Source organism: Rahnella sp. 2050 (assembly GCF_040544515.1).
GTDB lineage: Bacteria > Pseudomonadota > Gammaproteobacteria > Enterobacterales > Enterobacteriaceae > Rahnella > Rahnella aceris.
Genome location: NZ_JBEPKE010000001.1, coordinates 934,246 through 956,509 on the forward strand (window position 1 = coordinate 934,246; position 22,264 = coordinate 956,509).

Consider the following 22,264-nt stretch of genomic DNA (forward strand, 5'->3'; position numbering starts at 1 on the left):
AGTTACAAAACTAAGGCCAGCTTTGCTGGCCTTAGTCATTTTCAAAGATAGATCCCTGTCACAAAGTTCCGTAAAATACACATTTTGAAATACATTCTTTCCCACTGAAACATATTTAGTAATTTAGTAGCATTTTCGCTGTGGATTAAGCTCACCACGGATGGAATAGTGCGTTCAGACACAGGAGACACCAAACTTTCGTGAATAGTTCCGTAAAGAATTATTTAGGCAGTGGCAGGTGTCCAAATAAAACCAATGAGGGTAATAATAATGATGAAGCGCAATATTCTTGCAGTGGTAATCCCTGCTCTGTTAGTTGCTGGTGCAGCTAATGCAGCTGAGATCTATAACAAAGATGGCAACAAACTGGATCTGTACGGTAAAGTTGACGCACGTCACACCTTCTCTGACAATGCTGGCGACGATGGCGACCAGACCTATGTCCGTTTCGGCTTCAAAGGCGAAACTCAAATTACTGACCAACTGACCGGTTACGGCCAGTGGGAATACAACGTTCAGGCTAACCATGCAGAAAGTGCTGGCGATGAAGGCAACAAAACTCGTCTGGGCTTCGCAGGTCTGAAATTTGGTGATGCAGGTTCTTTCGACTACGGTCGTAACTACGGCGTAATCTACGACGTAATGTCCTACACCGACCAATTGCCAATCTATGGCGATGACACCATGTACCAGAACAACGACAACTTCATGGTTGGTCGTGCTAACGGTGTGGCAACTTACCGTAACAGCAACTTCTTCGGTCTGGTTGATGGCCTGAGCTTCGCTGTACAGTACCAGGGCAAAAACGACGAAGGTCGTGATGGTCGTGGCGCAGTTGATTCCAATGGTGACGGCTGGGGTACTTCTGCCGCTTACGCTATCGGCAACTCAGGTGTTAGCATTACTGGTGCTTACTTCTCTTCTAACCGTACTGTTACTCAGAAACAAGACGGCACTGGCGACAAAGCTGACGCATACGCATTCGGCGCTAAATACGACGCTAACAACCTGTACCTGGCAACCTTCTACGGTGAATCACGTAACACCACCGATTACGGTAACCCGGATGCAATTGCTAACAAAACTCAGAACTTCGAAGTTGTTGCTCAGTACCAGTTCGATTTCGGTCTGCGCCCATCTATCGCATACCTGCAGTCTAAAGGTAAGAGCCTGAACGGTTTCACCAACAACGGTTCTACCTACGCTGGCGGCGATGCTGACCTGGTTAAATATGTAGAAGTTGGTACTTACTACTACTTCAACAAAAACATGTCTACCTATGTTGACTACAAAATCAACCTGCTGGACGACAACAGCTACACCAAAGCAGCGGGTCGCAGCACTGACGACATCGTGGGTGTTGGTCTGCAATACCAGTTCTAATATCACTTAACGATGCGCTTACGGGCGCAGCAAAGTGGATATCAAGGCAGAGCTTCGGCTCTGCCTTTTGCATTTCTGAGTCTTGAAAATACCGCTTTTCCACCCTCGCCTATAAAATATTTTAATCTCCCACGCCTTCTCACAACTCTGTTTTCTTTTTGCCGCAAACGGTTGGCAAAAGGGGGCGCTGGCGTTACCCTGATGACCTCTTTCGTAATATCAGGCTATGGAATTTTCCGACATGTTTGAAAAAATCACTGCAGCACCTGCTGACCCTATCCTGGGTCTTACCGATCTTTTCCGCGCTGACGACCGCTCTAATAAAATCAATCTGGGGATTGGTGTTTATAAAGACGAAACAGGTAAAACGCCGGTTCTGGCCAGCGTGAAAAAAGCCGAACAGTTCCTGTTGGAAAATGAAACCACTAAAACCTATCTGAGTATCGACGGGTTGCCTGATTTTGCCCGTTGTACACAGGAACTGCTGTTTGGCAAAGACAGCACGGTTATTGCTGATAAACGGGCACGCACCGCACAGACTCCGGGCGGCACCGGCGCTTTGCGTATCGCAGCAGATTTCATCGCTACACAAACCAGCGCCAGACGCGTGTGGGTCAGTAATCCGAGCTGGCCGAACCATAAAGGTGTGTTCTCTGCTTCAGGTCTGGAAGTTGTGGAATACAATTACTATGACGCCGCAAATCACAGCCTTGATTTCGATGGCATGCTGAAAAGCCTGAGCGAAGCGAAAGCAGGCGACGTGGTGCTGTTCCATGGCTGCTGTCACAATCCAACCGGTATCGATCCTACGGAAGAACAATGGGCACAGCTGGCAGAATTGTCGGTGAGCAACGGCTGGTTACCGTTGTTCGACTTCGCCTATCAGGGCTTTGCAAAAGGTCTGGAAGAAGATGCGGCGGGTCTGCGCCTGTTCGTGGCAAAACATAAGGAATTGCTGGTCGCCAGTTCTTACTCGAAGAACTTCGGCTTATACAATGAACGCGTAGGTGCTTGTACGTTAGTCGCAGCCGATGAAGAAACTGCCGGTCGCGCTTTCAGCCAAATGAAATCGGTTATCCGTGCAAACTACTCCAACCCGCCGTCACACGGTGCTGCGGTTGTAGCCACCATACTGGGTAACGAAGCTTTGCGCACGCTGTGGGAGCAGGAACTAAGCGATATGCGCCTGCGTATCCATCGTATGCGCCAGCTATTCGTCAGCACCTTGCAGGAAAAAGGCGCTCAACAGGATTTCAGCTTTATTATTAACCAGAACGGGATGTTCTCTTTCAGCGGCCTGACCAAAGATCAGGTATTGCGTTTACGTGATGAATTCGGCGTGTACGCGGTGAACTCCGGCCGTATCAACGTTGCCGGCATCACGCTCGAAAATATGGCACCGCTGTGTGAAGCCATCGTCGCCGTACTGTAAAAGATAAGCAGTGTTGCTCAATTAAAAAAGCCCGTCAGGTATCCTGACGGGCTTTTTGTTTTTTGCTGATAAACAGCAAACGTAATTACCAGACCGGCATTTCATCCTGCAGGAACGGGTTCGTTTTACGCTCATAACCAAAGTCTGACATCGGGCCATGACCGGGAATAAAGACCATGTCATCGCCGAGCGGTAATAATTTCGTTTTGATGGAATGAATCAGCGCCTGATGGTCACCACGCGGGAAATCACTGCGGCCTACGCCACCCTTGAAAATCACATCACCAGAAACGGCAATTCGCGCTTTATCATTGATGAAGGCAATATGCCCCGGCGTATGGCCTGGACAATGCAACACGGATAAGATTTCTTCACCAACACTCACTGAATCCCCTTCTTCCAGCCAGGTATCAGGCGTCAGCGGGTCACAATGGTCGAGGCCAAACATCTGGCTTTGGGTCGGTAACGCATCCAGCAGGAATTCATCTTCTTTTTGTGGTCCGATAACCGGTACCTGATAGTGCGCAGCCAGTTCTGCTGCGGCACCAACGTGATCAAGATGTCCGTGAGTCAGCAAAATTTGCGTAACCAATACACCTTTGGCAGAAACTTCCTGGATGATCCTGGCGGCTTCACCGCCCGGATCAACAATGGCGGCCTGATTGGTTTTAGCACACCAAATCAGTGAGCAGTTTTGGCTGAACGCCGTGACGATAATAAGATGGGTTTTCATAGAGCTCCACAAAATGGCCTGCACATTCCGGCAGGCCATTAATTACACACATCACCAGGTCCGCGCGGGACCGGTATCGATGTGCACAAAGTTACTTCGTGGATAATATCCTACACCACCCATCCGCATTTTTAATGCTGCTTTGCGGATATTGCTCAGTTCGATGCCCTGAATGTGGAAATCCATTGCCTGCCCAAGCGTGTGATAGCTGTGCTTCGCTACCCCGCTTCCGGGTTCACGCATGCTGTTGTTTGTCGCCAGTGAGCGGTAACCCGAAATCAGCTGGACTGGTTTATTCGTTCCGCCAAGCATCACCTGCAAACGATAGAGGTGATCGAACAACGCGGGATCGATAGATTTTACTTTTTCCGCACGATAGTCCCTGAACAGATGATTCAACCGGGCCAACTCATCCTTGTTGTAACGCTTTCCATCAAAAAACTCGGTTTTGAGGGTTTCGCCGGTATTGATATTGTTAACGACTAAAATACGCGGGCGAGGTGTGGAAAGAGTGGCGAATGCACGACCTGGAAGTAATGCAATCCCCATAGCGGCACTGCCTAATGCCAGCCATTTACGGCGATGTTTGTCGATTTCATTCATGAACAGTTTACTATCCGGTAAGAGAGTCAAAAATAAGCTCTGATCTGAGCCGTTTTGAACCTTAACTGCCAATTTTCTGCGAGTCAAGGGAACCCATATAAGCAAAACGAGCGTGCCAGTGGCTCACGCTCGTTCGATGGCCAAATACTCTGACCCTTATCAGATTAGTTTTACTGCATTTATTGAAGCAAAATTTCCGCCTGAGGCAGAATTTGTGCACCGGATCTCACCGTTGAATCATAATTGTAAATATCTGTTCTGAATTGCGGCTTACCGTCATCCGCGACCCACGCCGTCAGATAAAACAGTTTTACCGGTATATGATGGCGTATTGCCACATACGTAGTATTGCCGCCCTGCAATGCAGAAGATATTCGCGTGTCATTCCAGCCTGCATCCTGTAACAGCATATTGGCTAATTCAGAAGCCTTATTCACCCTCACACAGCCAGAACTCAGCGCACGAATGTCTTTGCTGAACAAGTTATGGTTTGGCGTGTCATGCAGATAAATAGCATCAGAACTCGGCATATTAAATTTATACCGCCCCAGAGAGTTGCTTACGCCCGGCGCCTGACGGATGCGATAGGGGAAATGGTTGGGTGATATCATTGCCCAGTCGATCATTGAAGGATCGATGATTTCAGCATCGTTACTCCAGCCAGACAATACCTGATAGCCATGTTGCTGGAAGTAACCGGGATTGTTCATGGCTTTAGGCACGATATCTTCACGCACTAACGTTGTGGGCACATTCCACGGTGGATTGACCACCACATTATTCAACGCACTGCTCATTAACGGCGTTTTACGGCTTGGACGACCGACAATTACCCGTGACGACAACACTTCATTGCCATTGAGATAATAGGTGAGCTGATAGTTTGGAATGTTCACCATGATTCCGGTGTTCACATTGCCTGGAAGAATGCGCAGACGCTGAATATTCAGCGCCAGCAAGGTAGCACGCAATTGCGGAGAGGCATTCAGCCACTGACGGGTACGTCCGCCAATAATACCGTCCGCTTCCAGCCCCTGCCATTTTTGAAAACGCTTAACAGCTTCCACTAAATCCGGTGTGTACTGATTATCAGCGACAGCCACTGGCGCGGGTGTCGCTGGCACTTCTGTCGACTGAACCGTTGGCAGGACATCTTGTACTGATGTTGCGGAAGGGCTGACAGCCGGGGTCGATTGCTGGGCCTTATCAGCGGTTTCATCAACAGACAGATCGTCATTTGCCGCGCTTCCCGGCGTGTTCGGGGCGATAGTTTCATCTGTCGGTTTAGCCACCTTATTCTCTTCAGGCGAGGCAACCATCATACCGGTTCGGGTCAGGATCTCCCGCAAGGCCGGGACATCGTCACTGATCTGGTCCGGACGCAAACTGGCTGATCCTGTCATCACGGGCCATGGTCGATTGTCCGTCAACATGGTTTTCAATGCATCATGCATTTTGGTGTAATAAGGGTGCTGTGGTGCGAGAGTCGACAAATAGTGTGACGTATTGCCCTGACGCACAGCCAGCTGCCACTGATTAATCACAGTCAGCGACGGCGTCGTCATTTTGTACGGTGTGGCGCTGTATAACCACTTATCTCCATTGGCTTCCACGCTGCTCGTAAACTGCAAATAGCCCAGCATTGCATCTGACAACACCACATCACGGGCCATGCCGGTAACTTGCGGATCCGTCAGCCATTTCACCCATTGCGTGAACTGAGGCTGGATCCCCGATATGGCCAGCTCGGCGAGTTGCTGCTGGAATAACTGAACTGTTTCGCGATCGTTCCACATGGGCTGCATATGATTTGCAGCATAAAGCGATGACAGAGATGACAGATACAACGGCCTGATGCCCCTTGGCAATAACTCTGCCTGCAACTGGCTCATGCTCTGTACGCTTGATAGCGTGGTTTTTCCTAATGGCAGCGCGGGCACGGTAGCCCATGCAGCAAACCACGGCGAGAGACCGCTCGCCAGCAGACAGCTGGCGACTAAAAACCTGAGAGACCTTTGATTCATTAACATCTTCCCTTGCCTCCCGATAAGGTGCTCAATCTCATCCCCAAAATTGAGCCAACAGCTCTTGGAATAAGTATATAAAGAGAATTCTTTTTTTGCGTAGGAACTCAATGAAATAGAGCCCGCGTGTAACGTAAAGACTCTAAGCCAGCTGTCAGTTTAAATAAAGTCTTCCCTTACGTGTTTATGTGCTGTTTTCAGGCATTCGTCTATAAATTGCGCAGCACCTTAGCGTTGGCTTACAAACTATTTAGTTCACCACAACTTTTTAAAGAAATATAAGTGAAATGGATGCAATTTCAATAAAAAGCCCCGGCGCTCAGGCCGGGGCTTTTAAAAATCAGACATCTTATTTATCTGAAAACACTCAGGAAACGTCAGCTTCCGTATTGGCCAGTGCCGGAAGTTCAGGTGAGAATCCACGCAAACCGACCACGTGTACATGTTCATTATTGCCGAACACTTTACGTACCAGTTTATAGGTCGTGCCTTTTTCAGGGCTGATGTTTTCCGGTGCCGCAATAATCAGCTGCATTTCCAGACGGTCGCAAAGCTCGAACAGCGTGGCGATAGATTTAGCATCCAGACGTGCGGCTTCATCAAGGAACAGCAGACGACAAGGCGAAATATCCTTCCCGCGCATACGGCTCGATTCGTCTTCCCAGCTCTGAACCACCATCACCAGAATCGACATACCGGTACCGATCGCTTCACCCGTTGACAGCGCCCCGCTTTCTGCGCGTAACCAGCCGTCAGAACCACGGTTCACTTCCACTTCCATTTCGAGATAGTTGCGGTAATCCAGCAGTTCTTCACCAATAGTTTGCGGTGTGCGCTGACCCATATCGATTTGCGGGTTCAGACGCTGATAGAGTTTCGCCAGCGCTTCCGAGAAGGTCAGACGGTTACTGCTGAAGAGATCCTGATGCTGTTCCTGCTGTTCAGACAGCACATCCAGCAGTCCCGCGTGCGCTTCGCGTACATTCACGTTCAAACGTACACTTTTCACCTGACCAAAGGCCACAGCCTGCAGGCCCTGGTTCAGCTGGCGGATACGGTTCTGTTCGCGCTGAATGGTTTTACGGATGATATTCGCCACACTTTTCGAACTGATAGCCAGTTGCTGCTCACGGGCTGTCAGTTCTTCGGTCAGACGGCCCAGTTCGATTTCCATCTGTTCAATCGCTTCAACCGGATCATCGGTACGAATAATATCCTGACGGATACGTTCGCGCAGATGCTGGTATACAGCAATGTAGAACTGGATTTTACGTTCAGGGCGTTTTGGATCTTCGGACAGACGCAGTACATCGCGCAGATGTTCGTTATCAGAGACCGCCAGACGCAGCGCGCCAAGGGATTTATCCGACATGGAACGCAGTTCGTCGCCATCCATATACGCCAGCTCACGACGGTGCAAACGACGTTCAACGCCATTGTCTTTCACCAGACGCATCACCGCACACCAGCCCGCTTTCGAGGTCACTACCTGTTCGCGGCTCTGATGATAATCACGCTCAAGTTTGCGCAATTTCTTCTGCAGGTTATCCATTTCTGCTTCGCAGAAGGTGATTTGTTTTTCGAGCTGATTACAGCGTGCCCGGTTGGTGCTGAGCGCGGTGTGCAGTTCGTCACGGCGGGTTTTAGCACGTGCTTCAGCATTTGCATCAGCCTGAACACCGATATCCTGCAATTCCTGGCTAAGTTCTTTGAGCATATCGCGTTTGGCATCGAACGAACTTTTCAGCGAGGCCAGAACCTGACTGTACTGCGTCAGTTGTGTCTGATGCTGACGCATTTGTTCACGGGCACGCGTACGTTCCGCTTCCGCATGTTCCAGACGCTGACGCAGTTTGTCATTCAGATCACTGTTTTCATTCAGCATGCCGGCGGAGTCGGTATAGCTGAAGTGAGCACGGCGCTGAACCACTTCCGTCAGAGCGAATGCCTGTTGCTTCGCCAGACGCTGTGCATGCTGCGCCTGTGCGTAATCTTCTTTCAGTTGCTCATGCTGTTCCGGGTCGCTTTGCAGCACCGATACCAGCGGTTCCAGCTTGCTCAGTGAAACACCGTGTTGCTGAATGAAACGGGCGGAATCCTGTGCCTCTTCCATTTCTTCGCGGATTTCTTCAACGCGATCAATCAGCGTTTCGTCACACAGCAAGCCGACACGTGGCTGCAATTTATTAAGCATGCCGATAGCGTCTTTCGCCTGCTCGTATTGCTGACGCTGTTGCTGATTCTGGCCTTCATGCGCATTGATAGCGCGTTCCAGTTCGCCACGACGCCCGCTCAAAGTGCGAATTTCAGCTTCCGGGTCGGCGTCAAACGCCACGGCTAAATGACTGCCGATGAAACGACTAAATGCCTGATGTGCACGCTGAATTTTCTGCACGTCAAACGACAATGTCGCGTAACGCTCTGACAGGTTTTCGCGTTCTTTATGCAAGGTTTCCAGACGGTTCTCACGCGCCGCACGGCCAAACAATGGCACCTGTGGGAAGTGAGAATAACGCCACTGGCGATCACCCGTTTTGACCAGTACCGCGCCCTGCATTTCTTCTACTTCAAAGACATTGTCATCAAATGACTGTGGATCCCCTTCGATAAGATAGAGGTCTTCCGGGCAATCATCCAACCCATCCAGCTGATCGCGGATCAGGGATAAATCAGGCACCACAATCGCGTGGCGGGACGGACCATACAATGCAGAGAAGTAAGGCGCATCGTCGATGGTGACGTCATCATAAATTTCCGACAACAACACGCCACCGAAGCGTTCTGCAAGCGCGATCATGCGGGAATCTTCCGCACCACTTGGCTGGCTGAGGCGGGTTATCTGCCCTTCAATACGACGCTTGCGGGCAGCCACTTCGTCACGCTCAACCGTCGTTTCGCGTTCCGTTTCCAGCAACTGCTGCATGTATTCGGTCACCTGCTGGCTGCTTTCCAGCGGTTCCTTACTTTGCTCGCTTAACTGGCTAAGTGCTTCCTGCGCGGCCAGCCAGACGGGTGCACGGGCGGTCAGTTCGCGAATGCGAGACTGAACACGTTCAAGTTCCTGACGCATTTCCATGCGACGCTCACCTGCCTGCGACACAACACCCTGTAATTCTTCGATCTGTACTTCCAGCTCACGCTGCATTTCGTCCAGATCTTCGGGATGCACATCCTGACCCGTACGCTTGCAGAATTCCTGCAACTGACGTTCGGCATCCTGCTGTTCACGCAGGCGGCCTTCAAGTTCGGACAAGCGCATGCGCAGCGGTTCGACACGTTCGGCCTGATGCTGTTGTGAAGACCAGTCGCGCAGTAATTCACGCGCCGTTTGCCAGGCGTCACTGCGGCTCACTTCACCGGCGATTTTTACCACCAGCTGATAAGCCGTTTCAAACTGATTATGGGCGGCAGAAGCGACGCTCATCTTCTGTTCCAGCATCAGCAGGATTTCAGTCGCTTCCTGCTCTTTACTCTGGAAAGTTTCCAGCCATGCTTCACTGTTCTGAATGCTCAGATCGGGGATCTGGCACAAATCGCGCGCACGCTCAATGGCCTGCAACGCCTGCTGATACTGAATCGCACGGGTCTGCTGAACATCCAGCGCCTGCTGGTAATCGGCCAGCTGGCTTTTCAGCTCATCCACTTCCAGTTCAGCGGCTTCAGCGCGCGCTTCATGTTCAGCGTGCAGCTCGCTGGCTTCAGCCACCACTTCGTTCTGTTCTTCGAGACGATACGTCAGCTCTTCGAGATCACTTTCATAACGCTCGATTTTTTCCTGTTGACGCATTGCCGTCTGAACCAGACTCAGATGATCGCTGGCAGCCTGATAATCGGTTTCTAAATCGCTTTGCGCACCACTTTGCTCAGCCAGTTCACGTGCCATTTCGACATGACGGTATTGCTCGCCGGACAACTGTTTGCGGCTGGTGAACAAATCATTACGCAGTACCAGCGCACCATCGAGATGAATACGGCGTTCATTGGCGTGACGCATATAGTCTGCAGCCACGTAAGACGTCGCTTCAGAAATCAGGTGTTTAAACAGGTCGCGGTCAGACTGAGTAACGCGGATAGCTTCCAGCGTCATACGGTTTTCACGCAGCGCCGCTTCCATATCCTGGAAGGCTTTCCGCACACCACTGTTTTCCGGCAACAAATAGTCGCGCAGGGAACGGGTGATGGCACTGGAAATACCGCCATAAAGCGAGGCTTCAATCAGACGATAGAACTTGCTACGGTCGGATGCCGATCGCAAACGACGTGGAATAACACCCAGATCAAACATCAGGGCATGGTAATCGGTAATCGAGTTGAACTGCTTGAACTGCACGCCTTCCATCGCTTCCACGCGATCTTTCAGTTCCTGCAAAGACAGCACACGAGCCTGACGCTCGCCGACCGTTTCAGTCAGCATTTCCGTCGGATTGACCGCAACCGGCAAGCCCTGAATCGTGAAAGGTTTGATGTCGACTTTACGGTCACGACCAGCGACCTGCTGCAGACGAACCCCCACGACAATACGCTGGTGACGGGAGTTCACCACATCCAGAACAGAGTAACAGACACCCGCGCGCAATTTACCGTGCAGGCCTTTATCACGCGAACCGGAAGTTGCGCCCGCTTCGGTGGTGTTACGGAAATGCAGCAACGTCAGATCGGGGATCAGCGCCGTGACGAAAGCCGCCATCGTGGTGGATTTACCGGCCCCGTTACCGCCGGAAAGCGTGGTGACCAGTGAGTCGAGGTCAAAAGTACGGGCAAAGAACCCGTTCCAGTTAACCAGCGTCAGTGAGCGAAATTTACCGCGTTCAATCATTCCTGTTCATCCTCTGCGCTCTCATGCCCTTGCTGCACTGCCAGCGATTCGCCGTCCTCACTTTCGTCATTCAGTGACAGCGCGCTGTCGACCGGCATTGCTTCACCGTCGCGGATCATCCGCAGTTGTGCTTCGCGCGCGTCATCGCCGCTGCGGACATCCGCACCAAACCGGAATACCGCTTCAGTGATACGGAATTTGCTGCTATCAACCCCCATGAAATACACCATGCCCAGCCGGCGTAGTCGGTTCAGGGACGTGCGGACTTTGTCCTGCAATTTCTGGCGATCCAAATCTGAGCCGGTTGAACGTTGGTTGACGTATTTAAGTAATTTGCTTTCATCCGCCAGGCTCAGTAATTCGTCATACAGTTCCTGCTGGGTAAAAATCCCCTCATGCGCCAGACGTTCCGGGCTGAGATACAGATAGCAAAGGATTTTACCCACCATCATGTCCAGTTCAGATAAGACTGAACGCGGGATAAGCGTAGTGGAGCGCGGACGCAGATAGAAGAAACCTTCAGGTGCCCGGATTAACTCCACGTTGTAGCGGCTGTAAAAGAGTTCCATTTCTTCCTGATAGTCCATCAGGAAAGCGTGGTTATCCAGCTCATCAATACCGATATGACGGCCAGAACGCAGCTGGCTGTCGAGAGCAGGAAACACTGAGTTCGCCAGTGCCTGCGCCAGCTTAGCTGGCATTATGTGTTCAATATTTGTCGATGACATGGGCCTGCACCTTGGCTCCGTAATCATTGATTGCCTGCCATTCGGCATGCAATCCTGAAAAATCTGCTTCAGCCACACCAAGGCGCACAGCCTGGTCGACCACAATTCGCGCGACATCAAAATGTCGGGCACGCGGATACTGTTTAAGATATTCGCGCATTACCATGCCCAGATTGAGCGGCGTTTTTTGTTGCTGATAAACCTGTAATGCCTGTTCAATCAATGCCGCAAGTTGTTCGCGGATTTCGTTAAATTCTTCAAACTCAAGATCTGGCGGAAGTTCGCCGGTCACTTCCTCGCTGCGCAAGGCCAATTCTTCATCGCGCATATCCAGCAGACGGTCAGCATTGGCGAAGGTCAGCGTCCATGGCTGATCAAAATAGTTCTGAACCGACTGGCGCAGACGCTGGGCGAACACCCGATTTTTATCCATGTCGATGGCGGTACGGATAAATTTATGCACATGCCGGTCATAGCCAATCCACAGGTCAATAGCCTGCTGGCCCCAACTGGTAATACGGTCGAGTTTGTTCTGCAGGTCGAAAACCAGTTTGTCGACAAAGCTCAAATCGAGTTCGACCATCGTGGCATCCTGAATACGCATAAGATGCGCCTGCAACAGGTTACCGGCCGCCTCGAGCGTATCCTGCAATTCACGCAGCGTGCCGGAAGTTTCTGACAGGAGGATTTCACAACTGGAAATTGCCGCACGCCAGTCTTTATTGAGCAACGCGGCAATGTCGTCTTTCACGCCCTGCTGCTGCTCGTCCATGATCCGCTGGGTCATGTCGATGCTGTCAAAAATTTCAGCTACAGAGTATTTAAGTGGCGCGTAAACATTGCGATGCCAGTGAAAATCATCACCGCCCTCTTCGGCTGCATCGGCTGCACGCTTGAGTTCCTGCGCAACGATCGACAACTGCATAGACAACCGCAACGTTGAGAACTCACGCTGGCGGATGTAATAATCTGAAATGCCGATCGCCAAAGGCGTCAGGCGATAAATGGCATTACCGTCGGCCAGTTCACTGACAAAACGGTTGAGCAAACGCTGACGCACCATGTCATTGATGGCGTTATTGGCACGTACGGTGATGGTTTCATTTGTCTGCTCAAATCCCTTGCTGACATGACGAAACGCGTCCACCAGTTCACCCTCACTCATTTCTCCATCAAGGCGCTCGCTGTTTAATGTGGCGATTGCCAGAAGAAAAGCCAGCCGCTCCGTTGGCAGCGAAATTGAGAAATCATTTTTGCGTGCCCAGGCGACCAGTTCGGGTACAGTCTGGGAAAATTCACTCATAATTCGTCCTTCAGAATGGGTTTGTGCGCCATCACGTGGATGTAACGTCCCAAACTAACAAAAGGTTCCTGACGACAATAACGCTGTTCCAGCGCCAGAAGCTCATCAAAATCCTGTTTATGTTGTTGTCTGTTTCGCAAATAATCGTGGAACACTCTAACACCGGTCTTGCCGCTGATCTGCATCCCAAGTTCTTCCAGCCACTGGTAAACCTGTGCGGGTTCCAGCGGGTGATCGGGTAGCAGGGAGCTTTTTTTGATTTTTGGCACACCCGCTTCAACATGAGCAAAATTGCCAAGGATCATGTGCCGCATGACCAGACCGTGGATATTGTAAAACATCAGTGATATTGCGCCACCGGGGGTCAGACAATCGACCAGTGCGGCCAGAGCCTGTTGAGGTTCGGCCAGCCATTCGATGACCGCATGGAACAATATCAGATCAACCGGCTGTTCCAAATGTTCGGCGATATGCTGAGCCGGACATTGTACAAATTGCATGTTGTCGCTCACACCTTTTTCCAGCGCAGCCGCCTCGGCGCGGCGGATCATCTCACCGGAGAGATCACACAACAAGACCTTATGTCCTAAAGCTGCCAGTTCACAGGCCATTTGTCCTTCACCGCCGCCCGCATCAAGGATGCGCAGTGGCCGCTGAGGCAAAGTCTGTAGTAAATCATGCAGATCCTGACCCAGCACAGCCTGACGGATACGTCCCTTTGTTGTGCCGTAGATATTGCGCGAAAACTTCTCGGCCATATCGTCGAAATTACGATCCTGCATGAAATGAACCCTGTTTCTAAAAACAATTTGTTAATGATGGCTGTGCGGTGATACCGGGTGAAGTGCTATTTTGGCACAGGCTGGCATAGAATAAATCATCCTGACGCGGATTCACGCCCGGATGTCGTTTTTTCACCCAAAAGGATCGGTTTCTGATGTTATTTATCCTAAAAAAGACGCTGGGGGGCCTGCTATTACCTCTGCCATTTATTCTGCTCTTCATGGCGATTGCACTGGTGTTGCTGTGGATGACCCGCTGGCAAAAAACCGGAAAAGTGTTTTTTTCACTGAGTTGGCTGCTTCTGTTGCTGCTCAGCTTGCAACCTGTTGCGGATAACCTGCTGCGTCCTATTGAATCGGTTTACCCCACTTACCAGGCCAGTGGCAATGTGCCGGTAAAATATGTTGTCGTACTGGGCGGCGGTTATACCTATAACCCGGCGTGGGCACCGAGTTCTAATCTCATCAATAACAGCCTTCCTCGCGTGGCCGAAGGGATCCGCATTTACCGGGCAAATCCCGGTTCAAAAATGATCTTCACCGGTGCGCGGGCCATGACCAACCCGATGAGCAGTGCTGCGGTCGCCGGGAAAGTTGCGGAGAGTTTAGGGGTGCCGGAGAGCGATATTATTCTGCTCGACAGGCCACGGGATACACATCAGGAAGCCTTGCAGGTTAAAGAAATGCTGGGAGAGCAGCCGTTTGTGCTGGTGACGTCGGCAAACCATCTGCCGCGGGCAATCATTTTCTTCCGGCAACTGGGACTGAACCCTATTCCGGCACCAGCGAATCAGCTTGCGATAGATTCCCCGCTCAATCCGTGGGAAAAAGCGTTGCCTCAGGCACTGTTCTTGTCTCACAGCGAGCGGGCATGGTATGAAACGCTGGGGCGCGCATGGCAATGGATGACGCTGCCGGCACCCGCAGCGAAGTAACTCAGTTAAGCCACGGCAACAATTGTTGCCGTGCATAATCGAATTGCCGGCGATCAAGCTTACCGGTATGAATCAGATGCGCGACTGATTCCCACACCAGATACAACCAGCGCCGTGCGAGGAATGTTTCTGAAACAGGTGCTTTTTGCAGATAACTGAACAGCAATTGCTCGCTCATGCCTTTTTCCCACAACCTGAAAAGATCAAACTCCCTCGGCGCCCATAACACGGTGCCGGGATTAATCATTGCCAGCAGTTGATCGCTGCGAGGATCTTTGAGCATGCTGCGCAACGAGAGATTGCCGTGTACCAGTACCGGTGTATCGTCGAACTCTTCAAATAGCTTAGGAATGCAGGCACGGGAACGGAAAAGCAGCGTGCGATCTTCAGGTGTGAGTTCGGATGCCTGTAAATTCGATAACGTTGCCCACAACACCTCCACCCGCTGCGGGTACCAGTTTTCCCAGCGATTTTCCTGCGTGCTGTCAACAGAACCGACGCAACCGTGGCTGTCAATCCGGTGCCACGCCAGCATCGCCTCGACAATTTGCTCCTGCAAGATTTGCCAGCGATCAGGGGTGCGTGTTGGCGCTTCCGCCGATACGCCGCGCAGACGTTCAATCAGCAATATTTCCTGATATGGTTTCTGATGCGTGGTGACCATGCCATAAACCGTCGGCACCCTCACCACGCCCTCCCGCGCCAGCATTGATAATTTATAAGCCTCCTGCCCGGCAATTCCCTGACAAGTAAAACTCTTCGCCATCAATGGCATCGCGTAACCCTGTTCATCATAAAGGGAAAAAAGATGGGCATAAGGCTGCTCACTGACACATTCGAGGCGGGATAAACGCTCGCCCAGCACAATACTCAATTCGGCTTTTAGCTGTTCCATAACGTGTTCGCAGTGACGAATAAATTAACGTTTATGATGAAAGTTTCAGGAAAGGATTACCCCGTTTCAGATCAAACAAAAACCGGATAGTCGGGGCAGAAACAGGAAGGCAGTGCGCAAAACGAAAAGAGAACAGTGATGACAAAACGGAATGCCGGAACATTCCGCTTTTATGACTTTTTATACTCTGTGTGGTCAGGAATTTTTATGCCCCAAAATCACGCGCACACGTTCCAGATCCTCAGCGGTATCGACACCCACAGAAGGAATGGCCTTCGCTACATCAACGTGGATTTTTTCACCGTACCACAGCACCCGGAGTTGTTCGAGTAATTCGATGTGCTCAAGTTTAGTCGGTTCCCACTTCACATACTGGCGAATGAAACCAGCACGGTATGCATAAATACCGATGTGACGAAGGAAGACATCACCAACCGTTTCTTTCGACACGGCAAAACGTTCACGTTCCCACGGAATTGTAGCGCGGGAAAAATACATGGCGTAACCTTTGGCATCCCGAACCACTTTGACCGCATTCGGGTTAAACGCTTCTTCCGCTGTTTCAATTGGCACTGCCAGTGTTGCCATTCCTGCTTCACTGTTTGCCAGATTATCAGCCACCTGACGGATGATAACAGGCGGGATCAGCGGCTCGTCGCCCTGAACATTAACGATAATTTCATCATCGGAAAACTGACATAAATCGATGACTTCTGCCAGACGCTCAGTGCCTGACTGATGATCAGGTCGGGTAAGACAAACTTCACCACCCGCAGCTTCAACCGCCGCCACAACGTCAGGATGGTCTGTCGCAACAATTACACGTTTAGCACCCGACTCCCGTGCACGTTCCATCACATGCACAACCATAGGTTTACCGTTGATATCGGCCAACGGCTTCCCCGGCAAACGGCTTGATCCGAAGCGGGCCGGGATAATAGCAACAAAACTCATGGGTGTGTCTCATCAACAGAAAGCGGGCGGGCCTCGTTTTCTAATAAAACAGGGATCCCTTCACGCACGGGATAAGCCAGGCTGTCTGCCTTACACACTAATTCCTGCGACTCTTTATTAAAGTAAAGCTTCCCGTTACATACAGGGCACGCAACGATTTCAAGCAAACGGTGGTCCATAAATTCCTCCCGGAGGCGAATACACCGCATTTTCAGCAAGGTGTAACGTAAAAAAGCATTGGAAACACAACATAGCGGTTCAGGAGAATAACATAACGCCGCACCCCGCGTTAATCCTCACTCATCCTCCGATACGACTTCAAAGAAGTTACATTTCTGTAAATAAAAAATATCTCCTGAGGAGCATTGCGCTGCCGATTTCGTGGGAGTACAATTTTTTTGTGATGCACGTCACACTAAACACCTTCAATATGAGCACTAAAAATGAAAACCATTAACAAAATCATCGCAATGTTCGCTAACTTCAGCCACTAAGCTGGATGCCACCTGCAATCATCGTGAAATAACGGCTGCCTGATGCAGCCGTTTCATTTTGTGACATTAAATCTGCCAGTCTCTTTCCCAAAACACCGTTAACGTTTCAGGTACTTTCAAGGTTTTGACTTTTTCAGCTCCCTGCCACTGTGCAAACCGGCTGATTGCTCCGTGTATATCTTTTGCACGTCGTGAAGACATCGTCACATCGGGCTCGAGATGGAGGCTTTTCACTTCCAGTAGTTTTTCTTTGCGATGCATTTTTGCATCCACCCGACCAATCAGTTCACCCCGCTGCAGTATGGGTAGCGTGAAATAGCCGTACTGGCGTTTTGCTTCCGGCGTATAGCATTCGATCCGGTATTCAAAATTAAACAACATTGAGGCGCGTTTACGATCCCATACCACGGGATCAAAAGGTGAAAGCAGCGTGGTGACCGTTGAACCGATCCGTGATTCAGTGGCTTGTTGCAGAAGGGGAAACTGTTTCCGGTGGACATAGTAAATATCTTCAAGCCCGGCCACTTCGACCGGTGTAATTTCCTCATCCATCAGTAATTGTGCAATCACAGCCTTGGTATTCACCCGCCTGAGGCGATAATAGTCCGCCAGCCATTCCGGTCTAAAGATGCCAAGATATTGCGCCGAGCGCCGCAGCATCTGATATTCCGCTGCAGACTGTTCAAGAGTCTGGCTCGCATCGTCCCAGCCAGGCATCACCCGTTCAGCAAGGTCGTAAACCCGGTGGAAATTACGCCGTTCAGACACCATCAGTTTCCCGGAAGTAAACAATGTTTCCAGGTGCTTTTTATGAGGCTTCCAGTCCCACCAGCCGCTGGCAGACTTTTTATCTGTACTGAAATCGGCCGAACGCACAGGGCCATTTTCAGCAATGTGTCCCAGCAGTGCCTCAATATCCGTCTGATGTTCATCAAACCAGGTCTGAGAAAATTTCCACCCCATCCCCTGAGGATTGAGCATCCGGTGGCGCAGGAGTCCGTAATCTTCACTGGGAATAAAACAGGCCTCATGTGCCCAATACTCGAATATTTTTCCTGCCGGGAGGGCTTGTTCCAGCCATTGAGGGTCGTAATTACCTAAGCGGCTGAACAACACCAGATAAGGACTGCGCGCAACCACGCTTATCGTGTCAATTTGCAGCAATCCCATATCACGGATCGCCTGAACGACATCCGCAGCAACAGGCTTTCGGGTCACTGGTTTAAGAAGATTTTGCGCAGATAGATGCAGGGTGCGGGCTGAAGCAAGAGATATAACCGGGTGAGACATATCGGTATCCGTGGCAGCAATTTAACTGTGGATACCGATAGCATATTTTTACCGGAGCGTAAAATTCAACTCAACGGTGAACAACAAAACCGGACTCAGAAAGCAATAACATCAGCCGCGGAAGGGCCATGTGTTACGCTGCGGTAAGTGGTGAACTCCACCTTCTGACCGGCACTCAGAGATTTATTCCCTGTATTGGCGATGGAAGTACGCTGAACATAAATTTCAGAAGAACCATCAAGCGGGCAAATAAAACCGTAGCCTTTAGCCTGATTATACCATTTAACTAAACCCATTTTTAACATCATAATTTCTATCCTTTCTTTTGGGCATCCATGAACACACTTTTTTATTATTGTTCGGATGCGTTTGCCCATTGCTAAGTTATTTTTTTATAAAAAACCTCTAATGAGCGAATTAGTTTTAACGACTACTTTTACAACTTTCACGACGTCTTATAAACGCCGTATTTACCTTTTCAGGTATGTAAAACCCGCCATCCGGCGGGTTTTACTCTGCTGATATGATGAGCGATTAACGTTGTTTCATATCATCACGTTTGTCTCTTATCAGAGTGCAATAACGTTAGCAGCAGCAGGACCGCGCGGGCTATCCTGAATGGTGTATTCTACACGCTGGCCTTCGGCCAGAGTTTTGAAACCATCGGTTGCGATTGCAGAGAAATGTACGAATACATCCTTACCGCCATCAGCCTGTTCAATAAAACCAAAACCTTTGCTTTCATTGAACCACTTAACCTGACCATTTTTCTTCGACATATTTAAAACCTTTTACAAAATATAAAATCCTGCCATTCGGCAATGCTAGCCAATAGTTCAGACAATTACTTATGGGGAGGACTTAGAAGGTTCGTCTTGGAAGCGGAATCATCGGGAAAGAGATAACGTCTGGGAGGAACTGCTTTACTCTACACTCATACATAAATAGCGCTGCAACACAGGCTGCACGCATTTACTCATAAGTGCAGCGCAATAGCAAGTCACGTTGCGCAATTATTCTGACGTTAAACATTAACGGTGAATATTAGTCTTTAAAATCAGGGGGATTGAAACTTTAGATTTACGTAAATTTTTATCAGACGCACGAAAACGGGCTGTTTTTGCTGTATCAATGCATCTTTTGCAAAATAAGCTCAGCTATTCTTTGGAGCAGTTTCTCAGCCTGATCACCCTCGATTTTGGCGTCAACCGGTAAATACCACCAGTCTGGCTGAGCAAAAGAACGACATTTTACTGCATCCTTTTCAGTCATCAGAAGGATCTGTCCTGGTGCCTTCACAGCTGACAGTTGTCCGGAGGTGTAAGCCTGATGATCCGAAAAAGCGACTTCCTTTTGTACATTTATCCCTAGCTGTTTCAACGTGGAAAAGAAACGCGGTGGATGCCCGATGCCGGCAATCGCAACCACATTTTTCAATGCAGAAGCATCACACTGTTCACCTGTGACCAAATTTATCGCTTTGCCAGGTTGCAAGAACATCGCTAACTCACCAGGACGGGCTGTGCCGCCATTGGTAATAACCGCATCCACTGACCGCAAACGAGATTCTCTTTCACGCATAGGTCCTGCAGGTAACCAGTGACCATTACCAAAACGGCGGACTCCGTCGATCACAACAATTTCGATATCACGCTGAAGTGCATAATGCTGTAATCCGTCATCCGTAATGATAACGTCTAACTCATTTGCACCAAGTAATGCTTTTACCGCATCAGAGCGAACCGGAGACACCGCAACCGGTGCCCCGGTTCTCTGAAATATCAGCACAGGCTCATCACCTGCCTGCGTGGTGGGCGTCGCCTCCGTCAGCAATAAGGGATAGTGCTCAGCCCTGCCACCATAACCGCGCGAAACGACTCCAACACGAAAACCATGCTGCTGGAGTGTTTCAACCAGCCAGATCACCACCGGCGTTTTACCATTACCTCCGGCAGTCAGATTTCCGACCACCACGACAGGCACCGAAGCCCGCCAGCTTTTTTTAAGCCCCGTTTTATAGCTGTAACGGATCAAAGTTGAAACTAACCCGTACAACCATGAAAGAGGCAGGAGTAACAGATATAGCGGTGATTTCCCTGACCAGATGCGCTCAATCATTGGCCAAACTGCATCCGGTACAGCTGTGAGTAAACACCACGCTCTTCGAGCAGGCTCGTATGTGAACCACGTTCCACCACGCAACCATCTTCAATGACCAGAATCTCATCGGCCTTTTCAATAGTGGATAAACGGTGTGCGATCACCAGGGATGTGCGGTTTTTCTGTAGTTCGTCGAGTGCAGCCTGAATAGCACGCTCAGATTCAGTATCAAGGGCAGATGTCGCTTCATCAAGGATCAGAACCGGCGAGTCACGCAGCAAGGCACGCGCAATTGCGATACGCTGACGCTGGCCACCAGAGAGCAGAACGCCATTTTCACCAATGACCGTATCCAGCCCTTGATCCATTTTGCTGATAAAGTCCATCGCGTAAGCCATCGTCGCCGCTTTTTCGATTTCTTCGCGGGAGTACATATCCGTACGGGCGTAAGCGATGTTATTGGCAATGGTATCATTGAACAGGTGGACGTTCTGAGAAACGAGTGCCACCTGATCACGTAATGACGACAGGGTATATTCCCGCAGATCATGACCATCCATCAGGATTTTACCTTCCTGAATATCATAGAAACGGGTCAGCAAATTCGCGATAGTCGATTTACCGGAACCTGAGCGGCCAACCAGTGCAACGGTTTTACCTTCCGGCAGGTTAAAGGAAATATCACGCAAAGCAGGAATATCGCGCCCCGGATAAGTGAAGGTCACGTTTTTGAATTCGACATTTCCGTTAACGCGTTTGACTTCCAGTTTCCCTTCGTCTTTTTCCTGTTCCATATCCAGGATTGAGAACAGCGTCTGACAAGCGGCCATACCGCGCTGGAACTGGGAGTTCACGTTAGTCAGGGACTTCAGCGGACGCATCAGGGCAATCATAGAAGAGAACACAACGGTGATAGTACCCGCGCTGAGCGTTTCCATCACGGACGGGAAGCTTGCCGCATACAACACGAATGCCAATGCCAGAGAGGCGATCAACTGAATAATCGGGTCTGAAATTGAAGAAGCGGAAACCATACGCATACCCTGCTGGCGCATACGGTTACTCACTTTATCAAAACGCGCGGTTTCAACTTTCTGGCCACCGAAGATCAACACTTCTTTATGACCTTTGAGCATCTGTTCCGCGCTGGTCGTCACCTGTCCCATGGTGTTTTGCATTGTTTTACTGATATTACGGAAGCGCTTAGACACCACACGGATAACAACAGAAACAATCGGCGCAATCACCAACAGGATTACAGAAAGCTGCCAGCTGTAATAGAACATCATGACAAACAGACCAATGATTGACGCACCTTCACGTACGACGGTCACGAGCGCACTGGATGATGAAGACGCCACCTGCTCGGAATCATAGGTGATACGGGAAAGTAAAGTACCGGTAGATTGCTGGTCAAAGAATGCTACGGGCATTCTCATCATGTGACCAAACAGACGACGACGCATATGCATCACCACTTTGCCCGAAACCCATGAAATGCAGTAACTCGAAATGTAGCCACTGACCCCACGCACAACCATCAGACCGATAACGACCAATGGCATCCAGAGTAGGATCGAGCGGTCAGCTTTACCAAAACCGTCATCTAACAGAGGCTTCAGCAAAGACAGCATGAAAGTATCACTGGCGGCGTTTGCGACCAGCGCAATAGCCGCAGCGATCAGCCCGGCTTTAAAAGGTGTGATCATCGGCCAAAGGCGACGAAATGTCTGCCATGTGGAGAGATCTTTATCGTTCATCATGCAATATCAACCAGCATCGAAAGAAATAG

General features: G+C 50.2%; 18 protein-coding genes. 3 read left to right on the plus strand and 15 right to left on the minus strand.

Going from position 1 to position 22,264, the window contains the following annotated elements; genetic code table 11:
• Positions 1–270 precede the first annotated feature (270 nt).
• Both ompC and ABIC79_RS04190 read left to right on the plus strand, forming a co-directional pair.
• Positions 271–1,383 carry a porin OmpC gene (gene ompC, locus ABIC79_RS04185; protein ID WP_013574854.1) on the plus strand — a complete coding sequence of 371 codons (1,113 nt, stop codon included), beginning with the start codon at positions 271–273 and terminating at the stop codon, positions 1,381–1,383.
• 241 nt (positions 1,384–1,624) lie between these two features.
• A complete protein-coding gene (locus ABIC79_RS04190) occupies positions 1,625–2,815 on the plus strand; it encodes an amino acid aminotransferase (protein ID WP_013574853.1) in 1,191 nt (396 codons plus the stop codon).
• 85 nt (positions 2,816–2,900) lie between these two features.
• Here the strand turns inward: ABIC79_RS04190 and ABIC79_RS04195 are convergent, their stop codons facing one another.
• The 7 genes from ABIC79_RS04195 to cmoM form a co-directional block, all read right to left on the minus strand.
• Entirely contained in the window at positions 2,901–3,548 is a 648-nt protein-coding gene (locus ABIC79_RS04195; protein WP_121019478.1) for an MBL fold metallo-hydrolase, read from the minus strand.
• 51 nt (positions 3,549–3,599) lie between these two features.
• The gene (gene mepK / locus ABIC79_RS04200; RefSeq protein ID WP_013574851.1) at positions 3,600–4,151 is read right to left on the minus strand and encodes a peptidoglycan L,D-endopeptidase MepK; all 552 of its coding nucleotides are present in this window, start codon (positions 4,149–4,151) and stop codon (positions 3,600–3,602) included.
• 179 nt (positions 4,152–4,330) lie between these two features.
• Positions 4,331–6,181, minus strand: a complete 1,851-nt coding sequence (ldtD, locus tag ABIC79_RS04205; protein WP_121019479.1) for a L,D-transpeptidase — start codon at positions 6,179–6,181, stop codon at positions 4,331–4,333.
• 361 nt (positions 6,182–6,542) lie between these two features.
• Positions 6,543–10,991 carry a chromosome partition protein MukB gene (gene mukB / locus ABIC79_RS04210; protein WP_354566584.1) on the minus strand — a complete coding sequence of 1,483 codons (4,449 nt, stop codon included), beginning with the start codon at positions 10,989–10,991 and terminating at the stop codon, positions 6,543–6,545.
• On the minus strand, positions 10,988–11,719 hold the full coding sequence (gene mukE / locus ABIC79_RS04215) for a chromosome partition protein MukE (RefSeq protein ID WP_013574848.1): 732 nt from the start codon (positions 11,717–11,719) through the stop codon (positions 10,988–10,990). The genes mukB and mukE overlap by 4 nt, the downstream gene beginning before the upstream one ends.
• A complete protein-coding gene (gene mukF, locus ABIC79_RS04220; RefSeq protein WP_013574847.1) occupies positions 11,700–13,022 on the minus strand; it encodes a chromosome partition protein MukF in 1,323 nt (440 codons plus the stop codon). Before mukF ends, mukE begins: the two co-directional genes overlap by 20 nt.
• Positions 13,019–13,804, minus strand: a complete 786-nt coding sequence (gene cmoM, locus ABIC79_RS04225) for a tRNA uridine 5-oxyacetic acid(34) methyltransferase CmoM (protein ID WP_013574846.1) — start codon at positions 13,802–13,804, stop codon at positions 13,019–13,021. The genes mukF and cmoM overlap by 4 nt, the downstream gene beginning before the upstream one ends.
• A gap of 155 nt (positions 13,805–13,959) precedes the next feature.
• Here cmoM and elyC point away from each other — a divergent pair, with 155 nt between their 5' ends.
• Complete coding sequence (elyC, locus tag ABIC79_RS04230) at positions 13,960–14,739, plus strand: envelope biogenesis factor ElyC (protein ID WP_013574845.1); 780 nt, start codon at positions 13,960–13,962, stop codon at positions 14,737–14,739.
• Between the two features lies 1 nt (position 14,740).
• On the opposite strand, the gene ABIC79_RS04235 is transcribed toward elyC, so the two are convergent.
• From ABIC79_RS04235 to msbA, 8 genes are all read right to left on the minus strand, one after another.
• Positions 14,741–15,634, minus strand: coding sequence for a YcbJ family phosphotransferase (locus ABIC79_RS04235; protein ID WP_037036018.1), 894 nt, complete (start codon positions 15,632–15,634; stop codon positions 14,741–14,743).
• Positions 15,635–15,829: 195 nt separating this feature from the next.
• Positions 15,830–16,588, minus strand: a complete 759-nt coding sequence (gene kdsB, locus ABIC79_RS04240; RefSeq protein ID WP_013574843.1) for a 3-deoxy-manno-octulosonate cytidylyltransferase — start codon at positions 16,586–16,588, stop codon at positions 15,830–15,832.
• Positions 16,585–16,767 (minus strand): Trm112 family protein, encoded by a 183-nt coding sequence (locus tag ABIC79_RS04245; protein WP_013574842.1) that lies wholly within the window; start codon positions 16,765–16,767, stop codon positions 16,585–16,587. The genes kdsB and ABIC79_RS04245 overlap by 4 nt, the downstream gene beginning before the upstream one ends.
• 381 nt (positions 16,768–17,148) lie before the next feature.
• Positions 17,149–18,372, minus strand: a complete 1,224-nt coding sequence (locus ABIC79_RS04250; RefSeq protein WP_112197631.1) for a winged helix-turn-helix domain-containing protein — start codon at positions 18,370–18,372, stop codon at positions 17,149–17,151.
• 95 nt (positions 18,373–18,467) lie between these two features.
• Entirely contained in the window at positions 18,468–18,680 is a 213-nt protein-coding gene (locus ABIC79_RS04255; protein WP_013574840.1) for a cold-shock protein, read from the minus strand.
• A 261-nt stretch (positions 18,681–18,941) separates the two neighbouring features.
• Positions 18,942–19,151, minus strand: coding sequence for a transcription antiterminator/RNA stability regulator CspE (cspE, locus tag ABIC79_RS04260; RefSeq protein ID WP_013574839.1), 210 nt, complete (start codon positions 19,149–19,151; stop codon positions 18,942–18,944).
• 349 nt (positions 19,152–19,500) lie between these two features.
• The gene (gene lpxK, locus ABIC79_RS04265; RefSeq protein WP_112151113.1) at positions 19,501–20,490 is read right to left on the minus strand and encodes a tetraacyldisaccharide 4'-kinase; all 990 of its coding nucleotides are present in this window, start codon (positions 20,488–20,490) and stop codon (positions 19,501–19,503) included.
• Positions 20,487–22,235, minus strand: a complete 1,749-nt coding sequence (gene msbA, locus ABIC79_RS04270) for a lipid A ABC transporter ATP-binding protein/permease MsbA (RefSeq protein ID WP_037036021.1) — start codon at positions 22,233–22,235, stop codon at positions 20,487–20,489. Before msbA ends, lpxK begins: the two co-directional genes overlap by 4 nt.
• Between the last annotated feature and the right edge of the window lie 29 nt (positions 22,236–22,264).